The organism is Streptomyces sp. NPDC045778 (genome assembly GCF_056431945.1).
Genome location: NZ_JBWKJZ010000009.1, coordinates 265,847 through 282,875 on the forward strand (window position 1 = coordinate 265,847; position 17,029 = coordinate 282,875).

Genomic DNA, 17,029 nt, shown 5'->3' on the forward strand with positions numbered 1-17,029 from the left:
GGGCGGGGACGCCCTCAGCACTCCCCCGCCCGCGTCCGCCGCGCGTAGGCGCGGGCCGCCCGGGCGCGGTCGCCGCAGCGCGTCGAGCACCAGTGGCGGCGGCCGTGGCGCAGCAGATAGCGGTTGCAGGGAGTCGAGCCGCAGGCGGTGAGGCGGTCGGCGTCCGGCCCGGTCAACAGGTCCGCGGCGTCGGCGGCGAGGGCGGCGAGGGCGTGCTCGACGATCTGGGTGGTGGGGTGCGAGGCCGCCCGGTACAGGCCGCGGGTGGGGTCCCAGTGCAGCAGGGACGCCGCGGGAGCCCGGGTCAGCGCCTCGTTGACACCCGCGAGCGCGCTCGCGGGTGCGGGGTGGCCGTCGACGTGGGAGGCGAGCAGGGACCGGATCTGTTCGCGCAGCGTCCGCAGCTGAGCGGCGCACATCTCCTGGAGCCCGGCGTCGACGGGCGCGAGGCCGTGCTCGGCGAGCCATCGGTTCGTCGCCGCGGGGCTGCCGAGCAGATCGAGGAACTGGCCGCCGGGCAGCGCGATCGCGCTGTTGGCGAAGGCGAGGGCGGGGTGCCGCTCGGCGCCCGGGGCGGGCGGCGGCTCCGGCTCGGCGGTCACGCTGTCCTTCATGACTCTCATGGTATGGCTTGCGCTCATCCATGAGAAACAACTAGCTTCACCTCACGGATGCACCCCTACTCATCCGTGAGGTGTTCTCTTCCATGGCTCCTTCCGACCCGTCCGTGGCCGTTCCCGGCCCCACCCCGCCTCCGGTCGGCGCGTCCCACGAGCGGATACCCGTACGCGTCTTCGGCGGCCCCACCGCGCTCTTCGAGTACGGCGGTCTCACGTTCCTCACCGACCCGACCTTCGACCCGCCCCGCGCGTATCCGGTTCCGGGCGGCGAGCTGGTCAAGACGGCGCCCGCCGCGGTCACGCCGGCCGAACTGGGCCGCGTCGACGTCGTCCTGCTCTCGCACGACGAACACCCCGACAACCTCGACGACTCCGGCCGGGCGCTCCTCGCCGAGACGCCCCTCACCCTCACCACCCCCAGCGGTGCCCGCCGCCTGGGCGGCGCCGCGCGGGGTCTGGCCCCCTGGACGTCGGTCGACCTCGACCGCCCCGACGGCAACACGGTGACCGTGACGGGCGTCCCCGCCCTGCACGGCCCGGAGGAACTCGGCGTCGAGACGGTCGAGGCCGCCGTCGGTGAGGTCGTCGGCTTCGTCCTGACCGCCTCCGACCTGCCCACGGTGTACGTGAGCGGGGACAACGCCTCGCTCGGCCGGGTCCGCGAGATCGCCGCGCGCTTCGGCCCGGTCGACACCGCCGTCCTCTTCGCCGGAGCGCCCCGCGTCCCCGTCCTCGACGGCGCCCTGCTGGTCCTCGACAGCGCCCAGGCCGCCGAGGCAGCGGCGATCCTCGGGGCGCGCCGGGTCGTGCCCGTGCACTGCGACAGCTGGGCCCACTTCACCGAGGGCCACGACGACCTCGTGGCCGCCTTCGAGGCCGCGGGGCTCGCCGACCGCCTCCAGGCCCGGTGACGGGGGAACGGCCACGGGATCCGGTGCCGGCGCGGCCGAGGGGACACGGCCGTCCGCCTCTCCGACACCAAAGCTCTCCAACTCCGTCACGGCGCGGGTAAATTGACCTTGCCGCCCACGGCGGGCGTGCCTCGTCGGGGGGTTGGGGTAGGAGATGCGCGGCACGGTCCTGGACGGGCGGTACACGCTCACGGAGCGGATAGGCGCGGGAGGCATGGGCGCCGTCTGGCGGGCCCGGGACGCGCGCCTCGACCGGGACGTGGCCGTCAAGCTGCTCGGTCTGCCCCGGCACACGTCGGGGCCCGAGCGGGAGCGGATGCTGGCGCTCTTCGTCCGGGAGGCACGGGCCGCGGCGGCGCTCGACAGCTCGTACATCGTGCCGGTCTTCGACCACGGGGCGGACGGTGACGTGCCGTACCTCGTCATGCCCCTGCTCACGGGCCGTACGGTGAACGCGCTGCTCACCGAGGGCGACGGCCTCGCGCCGGAACGGGTGGCGGACATCGCGGGGCAGGTGTGCCGGGCGCTCGCCGTGGCCCACCGTGCGGGCATCGTGCACCGGGACATCAAGCCGGCCAACGTGATGGTGACCGACGAGGGCACGGTGAAGGTCCTCGACTTCGGCATCGCCAAGTTCCTCGACGCGACCGGAGCGACCGGCGCCTACCTCACCCGCACCTCCGACTCCCCCATCGGCACGCTGCACTACATGGCCCCCGAGCGGTTCACGCGCGGGCCCGCCGACGGGCGCACCGACGTGTACTCGCTGGGTTGCATGGTCCACGAGATGCTCACCGGCTCGCCGCCCTTCGACGCGCCGTCGGAGGCCGCCCTGATGCACTGTCACGTGTACGAGGCCCCGGAACCGCCCTCCGCGCGGCGGCCGGAACTCGTCCCCGAGTGGGACGCGTTCGTCGGCCGGACCCTGGTGAAGGACCCCACCGGCAGACCCAGTGCCGAAGAGGCACGTCAGGCTCTTGAGGTCCTCGCGCGCACGCCCGGCCTGCGGCCCGCTCCGGTGCCGCCGCCCCCGGCCCCGGAGCCGGCCGTGGCGAGCGAGTACCCCCTCGCCCCGCCCATGCCCCAGGGCCCGCCGACGCCGTGGCCCGTGCCACGGCCGCCGGTCGCGGCCGACGGCGCCCGCCGCCCGTGGTGGCGCGGATGGTGGCTTCCGGCGGGGGCGGCCGTCGCCGTCGCCGCGCTCGTCGCCGTCCTCACCGTCGTCAACCCTTTCGACTCCTTCGACCCCTTCGGCAAGGACGGCGACGGCTCCGACCGGCGGGCGCGGGGCAGCGGCTCGGGCAGTTCGAACGGCCGCGAGGCGGGCGGCGGAAGCGGCGTCAAGGGCCCCGCGGTGGCCGAGCGGGCCAGGACCGAGACGCTGGCCATCGGCACGGCGGCGGATTCCATGGGCCCGTCGCCCGCCGTCGGCGGGGCCCGCAGGGGCGGCACCGTCACCGTCCTCGACCCCTACGACCTCACCACCATCGACCCCGGCACGCTGTGGACGGGCACCGACCGCCTGGTCTCGCGCCTCGTCTACCGCAGCCTGACAGGCCTGAAAACACTGCCCGACGGCTCGGTCCGGCTCGTCGGCGACCTGGCCACCGACGCCGGGCGCCCCACCGCGGGCGGCAGGACCTGGACGTTCACCCTCAAGGAGCGGCTGACCTACAACGACGGAACTCCCGTGCGGGCCGAGGACTTCGCCCACGCCGTCGAGCGCACACTCAACCCGCGGTTCTCCCTCGGCGACGCGACCGTACGCCGCTGGCTCCTCGGCAAGGACGACAGCACAGGAACCGGCACCCGCAAGCTGCCGACGGGCGCCATCGAGACACCCGACGACCGCACGGTCGTCTTCCACCTCAAGAGCGCCCGGCCGGACTTCAACGTCGCGCTCGCGGGCCCCGCGGGCGCGCCCCTGCCCGCCAAGGTCAAGGACACCCCGGTGAATTCGGGGACGCTGCCGTCGACCGGCCCGTACCAGATCAACGCCTTCCAGGGCGGCGGCAAGGACCTCGTCCTCACCCGCAACCGCGCCTGGAAGGCGGACACCGACCCGCTGCGCACCGCCTACCCGGACACGTACCGCATGCAGGGCGGCGTGTCCGCCGACCAGATCAAGTCCCGCACACTGGCGGCGCGCCCGGGCGAGGCAGTGATGACCTTCACCGGCTCCCTCAGCAAGGACGGACTCGACAAGGCCTCCGGCGCGGGCCGTCTCTCGGCGCCCTCCCCGTATGTGCAGGCGTACATGATCAACACTCGGCGGGTGAAGGACCGCGCCGTCCGCAAGGCCATCGCGACGGCGCTGCCCGCGGCCGACGTCCTCGCGGCCAGCGGCGAGAGCGGCACCGTCCACCACAACCTGCTGCCCCCCGGTGTGCGCGGGGCCCGCGCCTTCGACCTGTACGGCGCCGGGGAGCGAGGGTCCCCCGCCCGGGCGCGTGCGCTCCTGAAGGAGGCGGGCAAGAGCGGCTACCGGCTGACTCTGGGGTACGGGACGGAGGCGGACGGCAAGCGTGCCGAAGTGATCGCGGCGGCGCTGAAGCAGGCCGGTTTCCGGGTCGACCGGAAACAGGACAAGACGACCGACTACTTCAAGAACGCGGGCGAGGGCAAGTACGACCTGTTCCGTCTCGCCGTCGGCGGCGGCCTGCCCGTCGCCTCCTCGTTCCTGCCGGACTACTTCGACAGCGCGGCCACCGCCCCCACCTCGTCGAACTACTCCCGCCTCAAAAGCGCGGACGTCGACGAGGCGATCGAGGCGGCCGGCGGCGCGGACTCCGTGTCCGCCGCGGGCGAACTGTGGTCCAGGGTCGACCGCCGCGTGATGGAGGAGGCGGCGGTCGTGCCGGTCTACGTACCGACGCGTACGTTCCTGCACTCCAGGGCGCTCGCCGGCCTCCAGGTCGACCTGGACGGGGTGTCGCCGCTCAACGCGTACGTGCGCCGCTGACCCGCCCGGGCGTCCTCGGACCTCGGACGTAGGTCCTGTGCCTCATGCGCGGCCCCCTGTCACTGGCTACGGTCGGTCCCCATGACGACTGACGACACGCGCCGCGACGTGCGGGAACGCACCCGTGACACGCGGGAGCGCCTCGGCCGCGAACGGGACGTCTGGGTGTCCACCGCGCACCCGGACCGGGGCCCGCACCAAGTACCGCTGTGGTTCTGGTGGGACGGGAGCGCGCTGTGGCTGTGCACCGGCGAGGCAACGGCGACCGTGCGCAACCTCCGCGCGGACCCGCGCGTGCGCCTGGCCCTGCCGGACACGTTCGACGTGGTGCAACTGCGCGGGTCGGCGGACTGCTTCGCGGCGCGGGAGGTGCCCGAGGAGGGCGCGGCCGGGTTCGCGGCGAAGTTCGGCTGGGACCCGCGGGCGGAGGACGGGGCGTACGTCTACGTCCGGGTGACCCCGGAGACCGTGCTGGCCTGGCGCGGCGAGGGCGAGCTGACCGGCCGGGTGCTCATGCGCGGGGGCGCGTGGCTCGGCTAGCCGCCCCTCGCACCGGCTTTCGGCCTCTTCCTGAGAAGGTGCGCGTATGGATGTCCGGCAGCTGGAGTACTTCCTCGCGATCGTCGACCGTGGCGGGTTCAACCGGGCGGCCGCGGCCCTGTACGTGTCGCAGCCGTCGCTCTCGCAGGCCGTCCAGGCCCTGGAACGTGACATCGGCACGGACCTCTTCCACCGCATCGGCCGCCGGGCGGTCCTCACCGACGCGGGCAGGGCCCTGATCGAACCGGCGCGCGCGGCCGTGCGGAGTCTGCACACCGCGCGGGCCAGTGTCGACGCCGTGCGCGAGCTGCGCGCGGGCCGCCTGGACATCGCCTCCATGCCGTCGCAAGCGGTCGAGCCGCTCACCACGCTGATCCGCGCGTTCAGCGACGACCACCCGGGCGTCTCGGTGGCCGTCAAGGCGGCCTTCACCGCACGCGACGTCATCGACATGGTGCGTACGGGCGCGGTCGAGCTGGGTCTGCTCGCGACCGCCGGGGCGGTGCCGGAGAAGGAGGTCGCCGCGCACGTCCTCGGCCGGCAGCGGTTCGTGCTCGTGGTGCCGCCCGGCGGCCCCTTCGCCGGGCGGGACGCGCTCGACTGCGCGGAGCTGGCCGGGCAGCGGCTGATCGTCGGGCAGCCGGGCACCGGCATGCGCGCTTACGTCGACGCGCTGCGCGAGCGGGGTGTCGACTTCACCGCGGCCGCCGAGACCGAGCACCGGGTGGCGCTCCTTCCGCTGGTCCTGGCCGGGGTCGGGCTCGCCGTCGTCACGGACTCCTGGCGGGAGTTCGCCCGGCGGGCGGGCGCCCGCGTCCTGGACATCGAGCCCGCGACCACGCTGGACATCGCCCTGGTCAGCAGGCGCGGCGTGCTGTCCCCCGCGGCCAGTGCCTTCGCGGCGGCCGCCGTCGGGCCCCGCGCCGCGGCCGAGGCCTCCTGATAGGGCCCGCCTATAAGGCAGATCCGGTTTGCGTCTTGGACGCCGGAGCGGGCGCGTTGCTGGAATCGACGGCATGACGAACCACCGCATCGCCCTGATCCCCGGCGACGGCATCGGCACCGAGGTGCTGCCCGCCGCGCAGCGGGTCCTCGACGCCCTCGCCCGCCGGCACGGCTTCGGCCTCACCTACACCTCGTACGACGACTGGTCCTGCGAGCGGTATCTGCGCGAGGGCGCGATGATGCCGGACGACGGCCTCGACCAGCTGCGCGACAAGGACGCCATCCTGCTGGGCGCGGTGGGCCACCCGGAGGTGCCCGACCACGTCTCGCTGTGGGGTCTCCTCATCCCGATCCGGCGGGGCTTTCGCCAGTACGTCAACCTCCGGCCCATCCGCGTCTTCGAAGGCATCGACAGCCCGGTGCGGGCCGCACGCGCGGGCGACGTCGACTTCGTGGTCGTCCGGGAGAACGTGGAGGGCGAGTACAGCGAGGTCGGCGGGCGCTTCAACAGGGGCTTCCCCGATGAACTCGCCGTGCAGGAGTCCGTGTTCACGCGGGCCGGTGTCAGCCGTGTCCTCGACTACGCCTTCGACCTCGCGGCGCGGCGGGGCGGGCGGCTGACCTCGGCCACGAAGTCGAACGGCATCGTGCACACCATGCCGTTCTGGGACGAGCTGGTCGCCGAGCGCGCGACCGGGTTCCCGCGCGTCGCCTGGGACCAGGAGCACATCGACGCGCTCGCGGCGAAGTTCGTCCTCGATCCCGGCCGGTTCGACGTGGTGGTCGCCTCCAACCTCTTCGGTGACATCCTCAGCGACCTCGCGGCGGCGATCGCCGGGTCCATCGGCATCGCGCCCGCCGCGAACCTCAATCCGGAGCGGGAGTTCCCCTCGATGTTCGAGCCGGTGCACGGCTCGGCGCCCGACATCGCGGGCCGGGGCGTCGCCAACCCGCTGGGCGCGATCTGGTCGGCGGCCCTGATGCTCGACCACCTGGGCCAGTCGGCGGCGGCCAGGGACGTCACCGACGCTGTCGCGGGCGTCCTCGCCAAGACCGACGTGCGCACCCGCGACCTGGGCGGCACCGCCACGACCGCCGAGTTCACCGACAAGGTCCTCGAACTTCTCTGACCTCCGCCCCGTGAGCCGCCGGCGGCCGCCGCGAGCAGCCCAAGGCCGGTTGCGCCCGTTCCCCGACGAGGAGAAACGTCATGGCAGCACCCGCGTCCCTCGCCCCGGCACCCGCTCCCGCGCCCGGGCGGCCCTGGTACCGGCAGCTGTACTTCTGGGTTCTCACCGCCATCGTCACCGGGGTGCTCACCGGCTGGCTGTGGCCCTCGGTCGGCACCGCCCTTGAGCCGGTGGGCACCACCTTCGTCTCCGCCATCAAGATGCTCATCGCGCCGATCGTCTTCCTGACCGTCGTGGCGGGCATCGGCGGCGTCGACAGCCTCGGCCGCGTCGGCCGCGTGGGCCTGAAGTCCCTGCTCTACTTCCAGGCAGGAACGCTCGCCGCCCTGCTGGTGGGCCTGGTCGCCGTCAACGTCTTCCGGCCCGGCGCGGGCGTCCACGCCGACCCGGGCACGCTGCGCATCGAAGGGGACGCGCGAAGTTACGTCAAGGACGGGCAGGACCAGGACTGGTGGCACTTCCTCACCGACATCGTCCCCGACAGCGCCGTCGGAGCGTTCGCCGAGGGCAACATCCTCCAGGTCATCTTCCTCTCGGTCCTCTTCGGCGTCGCGCTCAAGGCCGTCGGGCCGGTCGGTGAACCGCTCGTCGAAGGCATCCACCGCCTCAGCGCCGTCGCCTTCAAGATCCTGCACTACGTGATGCTGGCGGCTCCCGTGGGCGCCTTCGGCGCGATGGCCTACACCATCGGCGCGTACGGGATCTCCACGCTGACCAGCCTCGGTCAGCTCATCGGGCTCTTCTACGGCACGTCCGCGTTCTTCGTGATCGTGGTGCTCGGCGCGGTCACCGCCGCGCTGCGGATCAACATCTTCCGGCTGCTCCGCCATCTGCGCGAGGAGTTCGTCCTCGTCCTCGGCACCTCGTCGTCGGAGAGCGCCCTGCCGCGCCTGATGCAGAAGCTCGAAGGGCTCGGCATCCGGCGGGACATCGTCGGACTGACGGTCCCCACGGGCTACTCCTTCAACCTCGACGGCAGCTCCATCTACCTGTCCCTGGCCGCCGTCTACATCGCCCAGGCGACCGACACCCCCTTGAGCCTCGGTCAGCAGCTCGGTCTGCTCGCCGTCATGATCCTGACGTCGAAGGGGTCCGGCGGCATCACAGGGGCCGGTTTCATCGCCTTGGCCGCGACCCTGTCCACGGTGGGCACCGTCCCGGCGGCGGGCATCATGCTCATCTTCGGCATCGACAAGTTCATGTCCGAGTGCCGCGCCCTGACCAACCTCGCGGGCAACAGCGTGGCCACGCTCGTCGTCGCCCGCTGGGAGAACGACCTCGACACCGCGCGCGTCAACGCGGTACTCAAGGGCCGCGCCCCGGATCCCGCCCCCGCAGATGAGGCCGACGACCGGGCCGAGGCCCCGGTGGAGCAGCCGGCCAAGGCCTGAGCCTCCTGGCCGCGGGCGCCGCGCGGCCTTCCTCTAGAGTGCTGAGGTCCCCTGGACGCGCGCGGCCCCGGCCGACGGCGCGTGCCGACCCCGACCGAGGAACGACCGTGAGCGACATGGCGCCCCTATCCCTCCAGCAGGAGATCGCCCGGGATCTCCAGGTGAGCCCGACCTTCGACGCGGAGCAGGAGATCGAGCGCCGGGTGGCGTTCCTCGCCGGCCGGCTGACCTCCACGGGCCTGCGCTCGCTGGTGCTCGGCATCAGCGGCGGCGTGGACTCCACGACCGCGGGCCGGCTGTGCCAGCTGGCCGTCGAGCGGGCCCGCGCCACCGGGCACGACGCCGCCTTCTTCGCGATGCGGCTGCCGTACGGCACCCAGGCCGACGAGCACGACGCGCGTCTCGCGCTCGACTTCATCCGGCCCGACGAGACCCTGACCGTGGACGTGCGGCCCGCGAGCGACGCCGCCCTCGATGCCGCCGTCGCCGCGGGCACGGCGTTCCGCGACGCGCACCACCGGGACTTCGTGCACGGCAACATCAAGGCCCGGCAGCGCATGGTGGCCCAGTACGCGGTCGCGGGCGCGCACGACGGCCTGGTCGTGGGCACCGACCACGCCGCCGAGGCGGTCTCCGGCTTCTTCACCAAGTTCGGTGACGGCGCGGCCGACGTGGTGCCGCTGACCGGCCTCACCAAGCGGCGCGTCCGCGCCCTGGCCGACGCCCTCGGCGCGCCGGCCTCCCTGGTGTGGAAGACCCCGACCGCGGACCTGGAGACGCTGAGCCCGGGCAAGCCCGACGAGGAGGCGCTCGGCGTCACGTACGACGACATCGACGACTTCCTGGAGGGCAAGCCGGTCGACGGGCCCGCCTTCGAGGCCATCGTCCGCCGCTACCGGCTCACCGAGCACAAGCGGCAGCTGCCGATCGCGCCCTGAGACCCGGCCGGCCGCTCAGCGGGTGGTGTGCGCGCCGCCGTTCACGTGCAGGACCTGGCCCGTGATGTGGCGGGCCGCCGGTGAGGCCAGGAAGGCCACGGCACCGGCGATGTCGTCGGGGGTGCCCGCGCGGCCGGTGGCGGTGGCCGCCACCAGCTGCTCGCGGCGCTCGCCGGTGAGCTTGTCCCGGAAGAACTCGGTGTCGCCGATGTAGCCGGGGGCGACCACGTTCGCCGTGACGGAGCGGGCGCCCAGCTCGTCCGCGAGGCTGATGTTCCAGGCGGCGAGGCCCGCCTTGGCGGCGCCGTAGGATCCGGCCCCCTGGTCGGCCGCGATGGAGCCGATGTGGACGACGGCGCCGCCCTCGGCGAGGCGGTCCGCCACCGCCCTGGTGGTGAGGGCGGCGCTGATGAGGTTGGCCTCCAGGTTGCCGCGGAAGTCGCGGGCGTAGGAGGCCAGGTCGGACGCGCCGTCGGCGTCGAAGTCCACGTTCCCGCCCGCGTTGTTGACCAGGACGTCCAGGCGCGCGGGCAGTTCGTCGAGCAGCCGGAGCAGTTGATCGGGCCGCGTGTGGTCGCAGACCAGGGCGCGTGCGCCGGTCTCGGCGGCCAGCTCCTCGATCGGGCCGGGGCGGCGGCCGGTGACCGTCACTTGGTCGCCCCGCGCGGCGAAGTGCCGTGCGACGGCCCTGCCGATGCCCGTGCCGCCGCCGGTGATCAGGATGGTGCGTGCCATATGCTCAGCTCCGAATCACGTTCGTATAGGTCTAAATTTAGCTCTAAACGTAGTACGAGAGGGCTCCCCGTGACAAGTGATCCACACGACGCGCAGGAGGTCGGCGTGCAGGACGCCGACGCGCAGGAGGTCGGTACGCCGGAGGTCGGTACGCCCGAGGCCGCCGCGCGGGAGACGGCCGCCTCGGAGACGGCCGCGCGGGAGGCCGCCGCCCTCCCCACGGCCCCGACCATCGCCGAGGCCTGGCAGCGCGAGCGCCCCGGCACCCCGGTCGACTCGATCGGGATCGTCACCCCGATCTGGCAACTGGCCAAGCTCTTCGGCGACGACCGGCGGGCCGTGCTCGCCCGCGCCGGGGTCGATCCCGCGACGCTCGACCTGCTCAGCGTGTTGCGCCGCAGCGGCCCCCCGTACACGCTCACCACCCGGGAGATCGGCCACCGCTGCCTGGTGACGGCGGGCGCGGTCTCCCAGCGCGTCGCCCGCGCCGAACGCGAGGGGCTCGTGACCCGCGGCCCGGCGCCGGACCGCTCCCGCGCCGTCCTGGTCGCCCTCACCCCGGCCGGGCACGACCTCGTCGAGGCCACGGTGGACCAAGTCCTGCACCGCGACGCCGAGTTGATCACTTCGCTCACGCCCGAGCAGCAGACCCAGCTCGCGGACCTGCTGCGCGTCCTGCTCGACGACGTCCAGGACCGCGTGGGCGACCACCGGGTCACGCAGGTGGGGCAGCTCTGAGGCCACGCGCGAAAGGTGCGGCGCGGACGCGGAGATCCCGCGCCCGTGCCGCACCCGCTCCGTCAGAGGCGTGTGCGCCCGGTCAGCGACGGGCTCCCGCGGTCTCCTTGTGCTCGTGGTGGTCCGCGTGCTCGTCGCGGTCGGCGGACTCCTGGCGGTCTGTGCGCTCCTGGTGGCCTGTGCGCTCCTGACGTCCCGTCAGGGGTGCGTCGCCGTCGGGCGCCGTCACCGTCCCATGCCGTTCGACCCACGCGGTGAGGGCCGTCGAGCAGGCGTGGTCCAGGTGCCGGAGCCCCGACAGGTCCAGTTCGGTCCTGCGGTCGTCCGGCAGCGCCTCCAGTTGGTCGAGGATCTTCGGCAGGCGCAGGAACGTGGCGTTGCCGACCACGCGGACGCGGATGGTGCCGGTGCCCTCCAGGCCCTCCACCTCCAGGTGCACGTGGGAGGTGTCCCAAGCCGTCTTCACGATGGCCAGGGCCAGGCCGATGAGGACGCCCTCGAACATGTTGGTCGCCACGATCGCGAGCGCGGTGACCGCGAGCACCAGGGCCTCCCCGCGGTGCTCGCGCCACAGCGGCCCGAGCGCCTTGACGGGGATCAGCTTCCAGCCCGCGTGGATCAGGACGCCGGCGAGGGCCGCCACCGGTATGACGCCGAGCGCCGCCGGGAACGCCGCCGCGAAGGCGAGGAGCCACACGCCGTGCAGCACACGGGACGCCTTGGTCCTGGCGCCCGCCCGCACGTTGGCGGAGCTGCGCACGATCACCGCGGTCATCGGCAGCGCGCCGAGGGCCCCGCAGACCGCGTTGCCCGCGCCCTGCGCCATCAGCTCCTTGTCGTAGTCGGTACGCGGCCCGTCGTGCATGCGGTCCACGGCCGCCGCGCTGAACAGCGACTCGGCGGACGCGATCAGGGTGAAGGCGAGCACGGTGCCGACGGCGCCCGCGAGGGCACCGCCCTCCACCAGGGCGGAGAACGCGTCGCCGCCGGGCGGCTGCACGGCGTCCACCAGGCCCTGCACCTCGACCTTCGCCACCGGCAGGTCGAAGGTGAACACGGCGAGCGTGGCCAGGGCGACCGCCGCGAGCGGCGCGGGCAGCACCCGCCCCGCCTTCCGCCACCGCGGCCACAGCACCAGGACGGCGATGGTGCCGGTGCCGACGGCGAACGCGGCCAGGGCGTCGCCCGACCCTGCCGTGTCGGCGGCGAGCCGGGGCAGTTCGGCCAGCTTGTCCAGTCCGGAGGCGGGCGCCTTCGCGTCGACGAGCGCGTACAGCTGCCCGGCGATGAGGACGAGGCCGATGCCCGCGAGCATGCCCTGGACCACCGCCACCGATATCGCCCGGAACCAGCGGCCGAGCCGCAGGGCTCCCATGGCCAGTTGGAGGAGCCCGGCGATCAGCACCAGGGCGCCGAGCGCCGCGAGGCCGTACTCCTGCACGGCTTCGTACACGAGGACGGTCAGGCCGGCGGCCGGGCCGCTGACCTGGAGGCTGCTGCCGGGCAGCAGACCGGTCAGGAGGCCGCCGACGATGCCGGTGACCAGACCGAGTTCGGCCGGTACGCCGGAGGCGACGGCCACCCCGACGCACAGAGGGACGGCGACGAGGAAGACCACGATCGACGCGGTGAAGTCCGCGCGCAGTGTGGACAGGTCACGCACTGGGGGCCTTTTCATGGTCGGTACGTCAGCTTTCATGGGTTTCACCGGATCCCTCTGGGCTCACAGGGGGAGGAACAGGTCGGTCTCGGCGTGATGCGCCGCCACCAGGCCGGTGTGGACCTCGTAGTACCAGCCGTGCAGGCGTACCTCCCCTGCCTCCAGGCGCTCGCGGACGCACGGGTAGTCGCGCAGGCGGGCCAGTTGCTCGCGCACGTGGCGCTGGACGGCGGCGGCGACCGCGGGCCCGTCGTCGGCGGGCAGTTCGCTGGACAGCTGGCGGTCCAGCCAGTCCCGTACGGCGGGCAGCTCGGCGAGGTCGTCGCCGCGGGCCTTGGCGCCGACGGCGCCGCAGTGCGAGTGGCCGCAGACCACGATGTCGGCGACGCGCAGGACGCGCATCGCGTACTCGATGGTGGCGCCCTCCGCACTGGCGGGCCGGTCCGCCTCGTACAGGGGCACCGCGTTGCCCGCGGTGGGCAGCTCGAAGAGGTCGCCGGGGCGGGCGCCGGTGATCAGGGAGGGGACGACCCGGGAGTCGGAGCAGGTGATGAAGAGCGCGAGCGGGGACTGCCCGGCGGCGAGCCGCCCGAACGTCTCCTGTTCCTCGCGGCGTTCGGCGATGCGGGCGGTCATGCCGCGGGCATGCGTGATGAAGGTCTCCATGGCGAAGACGCCTCCTGGGGGGTGTCGGTGTGGGGTGTGCGGTCGACGGGCGGGGCCCGGCTTCCGCTCAGGAGCGCGATACGCAGTGCAGGCGGAGCAGTTGGGCGCCCGATCTGGTGGGCGCGGGCGCGCCGGACCGGGGGTCGTGGGGTCTGAGGGCCGCGCCGGCGCCGGCGGGCCCGGCCAGGGCGGAGTGGGCCCGCGCGGCGGCGGCTCGCAGGGGCGCCGGGGTGGTGTGCGCACGGCCCCGGACGAAGTGAGGGGGCGGGTGGGGGACTTCGCCGTCCCTGAGCGCGCGTTCCCGCGTGTCCAGGGTGACCGGGGGCGGTTCCGGCGCGACGAGCCGCGACGGGGCCGCCGTGTCGGGGGCCGCGCCGGTGACGGCGGGCGCTGCGCCGCCGCACAGGAGGGACAGCAGGACGATCAGGGTGGTGACGGCCCAGCGGCGTGCCCGTGCCGCGGGGCCCGGCCGGGTGCGGCGTACCGTCGCCGTGTCCGGGCGGTCGGGGGTCAGGGGTTTCATCGTCGTCAGGAGGCTTCGGGCGCGGCGGGGCGCGCGGGGCGGAGGGACACCAGGAGCACCGGAAGGACGGCGAGGGCGAGGACTCCCCCACCGAGGGCGAGCAGGGGGAATCCGCCGGACGCGGTGACCACGCCCGAGGCCATGCCGCCCGTGGCACCGGCGACGGCGATGCCCACGTCGACCAGGCCCTGCGTGCCGGCGCGGGTGGCGGGCGGCACGGCGGCCGTGACCAGGGCCGTGCCGCTCAGCAGCCCGAGGTTCCAGCCGAGGCCGAGCAGGACGAGCGCGGTGGCGAGGCCGGGGACGGAGTGCGGGGGTGTCAGGGCGGCCGTGGCGCCCGCGGCGAGCAGCGTGACGCCGGACGCGGCGGCGACCGGGCGCGGGCCAAGGCGGTCGACGAGCCGTCCCGACAGCGGCGAGGGCAGGAACATCGCGCCCACGTGCAGGGCGATGACGAGTCCGGTGAGCTGTGTGTCGTGCCCGTGGGCCCGCATGTGGACCGGAGTCATCGTCATGACGGCGATCATCACAAGCTGGGTGAGCACCATGACGGTGGTGCCGGTGACGAGGCCGCGCCCGTCGGTGGCCGTGTCGTCCGCCGCCGCCTCGGCCGCCCGCGCCGCGTCCGGGTCGCTCGCTCGCGCGGCCCGGGAGCGGGCGAGGAGCAGCGGGTCCGGGCGCAGGAAGCAGCCGAGGACGACGGCGGCCGCGGCGAAGGCCGCCACCGCGAGCAGGAAGGGGCCGCTGAGCCGGGGCAGTCCCCAGGCGTGCGCGACAGATCCGGACAGGGTCACCAGGTTCGGTCCCGCCACGGCGCCGAGGGTGGTGGCGAGCAGGACCGTGCTGATGGCGCGGCCGCGCCGACCGGGCGATGCCAGGTCGGCGCCGGCGTACCGCGCGAGCAGGTTGGTCGACGTACCGGCGCCGTAGACCACGAGGGAGGCGAAGAGGAGGACCGCGCTGTCGGTGGCGGCCGCGACGACGACGCCGAGGCTGCCGAGCGCGCCCACCGCGTAGCCCGTGGCGAGTCCGGGGCGGCGGCCCCAGCGCTGGCAGATCCGCCCCACGGCCACCGCGCCGAACGCGGCGCCGCCGGTGAACAGGGCGGCGGGCAGCCCCGCGAGGGACGTGGAGCCGAGCATCTCCTCGGCGAGCAGCGCGCCGACGGTGATCCCCGCGGCAAGTCCCGCGCCGCTGAGGATCTGGGACACGACCAGGACGGTCAGGACGCGGCGCTGCTCGGGCGGGTCGGCGGCGGGAGGGGTGGCCTTCGCGGGCGCCGGACCGTTCGGCGGGGCGGCCGTGCCGGCGCGCGGGTGCCCGTTCAACTGCCGCCCGTTTCCTGGGAGGCCGCCGACGGGGTCAGCGCGCTGATCTCGGAGAGCGGCATGCCGAGCTGCTCGTGGAGGAAGCGCACGATCGTCCAGTGCGGCAGCGCTCCCTCGTCGAAGGGGCCGAACTCCCGCACGTACAGCGGGATCCAGCGCAGCGCCTCCTCGATCGCCTGCTCCCTGCCCGGCTCGCGCTGGTAGTCCTCGTACGCGATGCTGCGGTGCTCCACGAAGAAGCCGCCGGGCAGCCGCTGTTCGCACAGGGCGCGGTACTCACGGGTCTGGAGGATGAGGTAGTGCCAGATCTCGTCGATCTCCTGCTCGACGGGGAGGAAGAGGCCGCTGAGCCGGTCCGGGTGGCGGGAGACGAGGTAGAGGTAGCGCAGACACTCGGTGACCTGGCGCTCGACGTACTCCCGCGGCGCGTCGGTCGCCGCGGCGAAGTGGGCCACCACCTCGGCGTGCAGGGCGTCGCCGAGCAGGGACGCGAGGTCGGCGGCGGACACGTGGTCGACGGCGGGCGCGAGGGGGGCGGCGGACGCGATCGGCTGCGTGGTCATGGTGCTCCCGTAAGGCGTGGCGGAGGGCGGGGTGCGGACTCAGGCGTCCTGGGCGAGCCAGGCGTACTTGCCCGATGTGCCGATGGGGATGTGCTCCTGGTGTTCCAGGTCGCTGTCCCGTCCGGTCAGCTCGGCGACGCCGTGGCGCAGGGTGTCGGCCTCCACGGGCGCGAGCGGGGCGCCGTCGAAGGTCGTGTAGCGCAGCAGCGCGCGGGACGGGTCGCGGGCGTCGAGCTGGTGGACGAAGACGCGGGGCGACGCGGCGGCGACCACGTCGTCGAGGTCGCCCTGGGCCACGGGCCCGTGCGGGGTCTTCAGGAGTTCCTTCTCCCGGCCGCAGAAGCGCGTGATGCGGGCGGGGTCCGGTGAGCCGTCGGCGGTGCGCACGCAGTCGCCCGAGCGGTAGCGCACCAGGGGCATGTGCGGGTTGCGCACGCTGGTCACGATGAGGCTGTGGATGCGACTGCCCGGCTCCACGGGGATCAGTTCGACGCTCATCCGGTCCAGGTACGGGTGGTAGCGGCCGGTGCGGTCGCTGTAGAAGAGGTAGCCGAGTTCGGTGCTGCCGAACAGGTCGACGACCGGGCAGGAGAAGTGGTGCTGGAGGTAGCGCCGCACGTTGAGCGGCGCGTACTCGTAGGCGTGCACGATGCTCGCGGGCCGGGGGAAGGAGGGCCACAGGCCCCAGTCGACGGCCTTGCGGACCAGGTGCGCGAGATGGGGTCCCGAGCAGTCCAGGTGGTAGCGGCCGCGGGGGTGGGCGGCCTGTGCGGTACGGATCTCCTCGACCATGCGCTCGACGTCCGCGCGGTCCCACAGGGCGGGGTCGCGGCGCAGGTTGACGTAGAACGTCCGCTCGTCGAGGCGCCGCTGGTCGAGGTCCGGCAGCGGGTCCGGCTCGGCCTGCGGGCCGCCGCGCCGCCGGGCGTTGACGCGGGCGACGTGCTCGGTGGCGAGGACGGTGGTGAGGGAGACCCGCCGGCAGCCCTCGTGCCAGGTGTCGGAGATGTCGGGGTGCTCGCTCCACAGCCGGTAGTAGGAGTTGAGCAGGAAGTACGGGGGCCGGATGATCTGCATCCGCGCGTGGTTGGTGCCCGTGGAGAGCACGAACTCCGCTTCGCCGGCCGCGAGGGCGGCCGCCAGGGTGGGGGTCATCCAGTTGTCGGGAAAGCCTCGGGCGATCTCCGGCTTCTCCAGGATGGGGAAGTGGCCGCGCTCGACGTGCGGCCGGTAGAGGGGGATGTCCTGGATCTGGGCGATGACGTCGGCGCTCGGCTGACCGTTCATGACCACCCTTCGGGGCTGCGGGGCAGGTGGGG

Annotated in this window: 16 protein-coding genes; 8 read left to right on the forward strand and 8 right to left on the reverse strand. The window is 73.9% G+C overall.

The annotated features are described in order from the left end of the window. Positions 1-14 precede the first annotated feature (14 nt). Positions 15-614, reverse strand: a complete 600-nt coding sequence (locus tag AC07GB_RS14935; protein WP_478845307.1) for a CGNR zinc finger domain-containing protein — start codon at positions 612-614, stop codon at positions 15-17. Positions 615-706: 92 nt separating this feature from the next. On the opposite strand from AC07GB_RS14935, the gene AC07GB_RS14940 reads away from it, so the two are divergent. From AC07GB_RS14940 to nadE, 7 genes are all read left to right on the forward strand, one after another. Continuing rightward, on the forward strand, positions 707-1,531 hold the full coding sequence (locus AC07GB_RS14940) for an MBL fold metallo-hydrolase (protein ID WP_478845309.1): 825 nt from the start codon (positions 707-709) through the stop codon (positions 1,529-1,531). 154 nt (positions 1,532-1,685) lie between these two features. After that, on the forward strand, positions 1,686-4,493 hold the full coding sequence (locus tag AC07GB_RS14945) for a protein kinase domain-containing protein (RefSeq protein ID WP_478845311.1): 2,808 nt from the start codon (positions 1,686-1,688) through the stop codon (positions 4,491-4,493). 81 nt (positions 4,494-4,574) lie between these two features. Next, entirely contained in the window at positions 4,575-5,033 is a 459-nt protein-coding gene (locus tag AC07GB_RS14950) for a pyridoxamine 5'-phosphate oxidase family protein (protein WP_478845313.1), read from the forward strand. A gap of 46 nt (positions 5,034-5,079) precedes the next feature. Continuing rightward, a complete protein-coding gene (locus tag AC07GB_RS14955) occupies positions 5,080-5,976 on the forward strand; it encodes a LysR family transcriptional regulator (protein WP_478845315.1) in 897 nt (298 codons plus the stop codon). A gap of 73 nt (positions 5,977-6,049) precedes the next feature. Then, entirely contained in the window at positions 6,050-7,108 is a 1,059-nt protein-coding gene (locus AC07GB_RS14960; RefSeq protein WP_478845317.1) for a tartrate dehydrogenase, read from the forward strand. 80 nt (positions 7,109-7,188) lie between these two features. After that, positions 7,189-8,559 carry a C4-dicarboxylate transporter DctA gene (dctA, locus tag AC07GB_RS14965; protein ID WP_478845319.1) on the forward strand — a complete coding sequence of 457 codons (1,371 nt, stop codon included), beginning with the start codon at positions 7,189-7,191 and terminating at the stop codon, positions 8,557-8,559. 116 nt (positions 8,560-8,675) lie between these two features. Then, entirely contained in the window at positions 8,676-9,497 is an 822-nt protein-coding gene (nadE, locus tag AC07GB_RS14970; protein WP_478845321.1) for an ammonia-dependent NAD(+) synthetase, read from the forward strand. Positions 9,498-9,512: 15 nt separating this feature from the next. Here nadE and AC07GB_RS14975 read toward each other — a convergent pair whose 3' ends face one another. Beyond that, a complete protein-coding gene (locus AC07GB_RS14975; protein ID WP_478845323.1) occupies positions 9,513-10,232 on the reverse strand; it encodes an SDR family NAD(P)-dependent oxidoreductase in 720 nt (239 codons plus the stop codon). Positions 10,233-10,463: 231 nt separating this feature from the next. Between AC07GB_RS14975 and AC07GB_RS14980 the strand changes: the two genes are divergently transcribed. Then, the gene (locus tag AC07GB_RS14980; RefSeq protein ID WP_478845376.1) at positions 10,464-10,970 is read left to right on the forward strand and encodes a MarR family winged helix-turn-helix transcriptional regulator; all 507 of its coding nucleotides are present in this window, start codon (positions 10,464-10,466) and stop codon (positions 10,968-10,970) included. Between the two features lie 82 nt (positions 10,971-11,052). Here AC07GB_RS14980 and AC07GB_RS14985 read toward each other — a convergent pair whose 3' ends face one another. The 6 genes from AC07GB_RS14985 to AC07GB_RS15010 all read right to left on the reverse strand — a co-directional run bounded on the left by AC07GB_RS14985 (position 11,053) and on the right by AC07GB_RS15010 (position 16,997). Next, positions 11,053-12,648 carry a SulP family inorganic anion transporter gene (locus AC07GB_RS14985; protein WP_478845325.1) on the reverse strand — a complete coding sequence of 532 codons (1,596 nt, stop codon included), beginning with the start codon at positions 12,646-12,648 and terminating at the stop codon, positions 11,053-11,055. A gap of 45 nt (positions 12,649-12,693) precedes the next feature. Beyond that, entirely contained in the window at positions 12,694-13,296 is a 603-nt protein-coding gene (locus AC07GB_RS14990; RefSeq protein ID WP_478845327.1) for a carbonic anhydrase, read from the reverse strand. A gap of 67 nt (positions 13,297-13,363) precedes the next feature. Continuing rightward, complete coding sequence (locus AC07GB_RS14995; protein ID WP_478845329.1) at positions 13,364-13,819, reverse strand: hypothetical protein; 456 nt, start codon at positions 13,817-13,819, stop codon at positions 13,364-13,366. A gap of 5 nt (positions 13,820-13,824) precedes the next feature. After that, positions 13,825-15,147: an MFS transporter gene (locus tag AC07GB_RS15000; protein WP_478845331.1), complete on the reverse strand. Its 1,323-nt coding sequence runs from the start codon at positions 15,145-15,147 to the stop codon at positions 13,825-13,827. Continuing rightward, positions 15,144-15,710: a glycine-rich domain-containing protein gene (locus AC07GB_RS15005; RefSeq protein WP_478845333.1), complete on the reverse strand. Its 567-nt coding sequence runs from the start codon at positions 15,708-15,710 to the stop codon at positions 15,144-15,146. Before AC07GB_RS15005 ends, AC07GB_RS15000 begins: the two co-directional genes overlap by 4 nt. A gap of 39 nt (positions 15,711-15,749) precedes the next feature. Further along, complete coding sequence (locus AC07GB_RS15010) at positions 15,750-16,997, reverse strand: hypothetical protein (protein ID WP_478845335.1); 1,248 nt, start codon at positions 16,995-16,997, stop codon at positions 15,750-15,752. Positions 16,998-17,029: the final 32 nt, after the last annotated feature.